The organism is Paenibacillus sp. 32O-W, assembly GCF_007679495.1.
GTDB classification, from domain to species: Bacteria; Bacillota; Bacilli; order Paenibacillales; family NBRC-103111; genus Paenibacillus_L; species Paenibacillus_L residui.
The window spans coordinates 1-1,579 of the sequence record NZ_VEGP01000145.1 but is presented as its reverse complement, the minus strand read 5'-3'; the positions used below and the strand labels follow the sequence as shown (position 1 = coordinate 1,579).

1 protein-coding gene is annotated in these 1,579 nt (G+C 54.1%); it reads right to left on the bottom strand.

Annotated features, from left to right (window positions below; translation table 11 throughout):
* On the bottom strand, positions 1-1,406 hold a 1,406-nt coding region (locus FS806_RS25165), incomplete at its 3' end, for an IS1380 family transposase (RefSeq protein ID WP_144942080.1).
* Positions 1,407-1,579 lie beyond the last annotated feature (173 nt).

The window sequence follows — 1,579 nt, the reverse complement described above, 5'->3', positions numbered from 1 at the left end:
TCGACGATGCCAGCGAGCGTCGGATTCGGCGCAAGCCGGATATGCTGGTAGCGACCGGAACCGACCACATTGCCGGGCACCCGGATCACCGCTCGGCGAATCGTTTGGACTTCGCACTGCTGCAAGGTTTCCGGCATCAGCGTCTGTTTGAACCAAACCATTACATTGTAGGCAATGGCCTTGATCCAACTGAACAGCAGGTTGCGGAGCATGGAATGTTGGCTGTTCTGTTCCACCGCATAGCCTTCCTTCAATTCATCGATGCGATTCTCGATGTTGGCGCGCTTGTTGTACGAGCGAAGCAGCATGAGCGGCTTGAGATCGGCATTTGTGACGATGGCTTGGAAGGAATAGGTCGTGAGCGCCATCGTCAATTGGCCGTCGGTTGTACGCTCCGTTTCGTGGGCTTCCCGGTAGATGACACAGCGCCTGGCCTTTTCCCAGTTGCTCAGGAGAATCGGAATGTCGGCAGCAGCCCAACGATCATCCTCGTCTGCAAACGTAATGTGCTCTTCCTTCTCGTTCAGCGTCTCCCAAAAGGCGGGATGCTGCTGCAGATAAGCGATGGCCTTCTTGACGGTCGCTTTCTTCGGGAGCTTGAAGATGTATTGCCAGCCGCGTTCTTCGGCGTACTTCATGACAGCTTCGTCGGCAAAACCGCAGTCGGCCCGGATGCCTTCGACGATCCATTCCGGCGGCAACATCGCTTCGACTTCTTTAACGAACGAGAGCAGATCCTTCATGCCGTTCGTGTTGCCGGGATTCAGCTGCAAGTGTACCAGCTCACCGCTTCCGGCGATGAAAGCAACCCGGATCTTGTACGAGGGGCGTCCGTGGTAACGCGGATTGTAGCCGTTTGTCGCGCCTTCCTGCTCCCCGAACAGCGTGATGACCGTGTCGTCGATGTCGATCCAGACCAGGCGCTTTTCGCCCGTCCGCGCCTTATGTGCCAGCAAATCCCGATTCAATGCGACAAGCTGAATCAAATGACTCCAGGAGAGCTTGCTCAAGAAGCCACGGAAGGTGCTCTCGTCGGGAAAACGCTCGATGCCGGTAACGATTTGGTAACCGGGATCCGACTGCAGGGCATTCATATGCGAAAAACGTGTGTGACCGAGCAGCGCACAGTCCAGCAGGTGATCGACAAGCTTTCCGGCCGTGTAGACACAGTTGGCTTTTTGTTCCAGATGGAAATGGCTCTCGATAAGGGTGTCCAGACCGATGAGTTCTTTGAACCGCGCGAGGAACTGGAAGTTCCCGGCTTCCGTGACGGTGTTATTGTCAAACGTGACCGGTCGCAACTTTTTCAGGATTCTCTTGATTCGGCGACGCTCCGCAAGAATTTCAATTCGGCGTTCGCGGCGTGTTTTTGGTTCTGGCGCATGGTTCGTTGCTTGTGGTATCATGTTGTCAAGGACACTTCCTCTCGGTGGTTATTCTGTGGTGGTTTAACCTTCGACAAGAGGCTTGCAGTGTCCTGTTTATTTTGCGAAAAAATTAGCAGCTTTCTGTGACTGAAAAAAACTGTCACGACGCGGCTCTTTCACCTTTTGACAACGGTACTTTCCGATTTCATGTT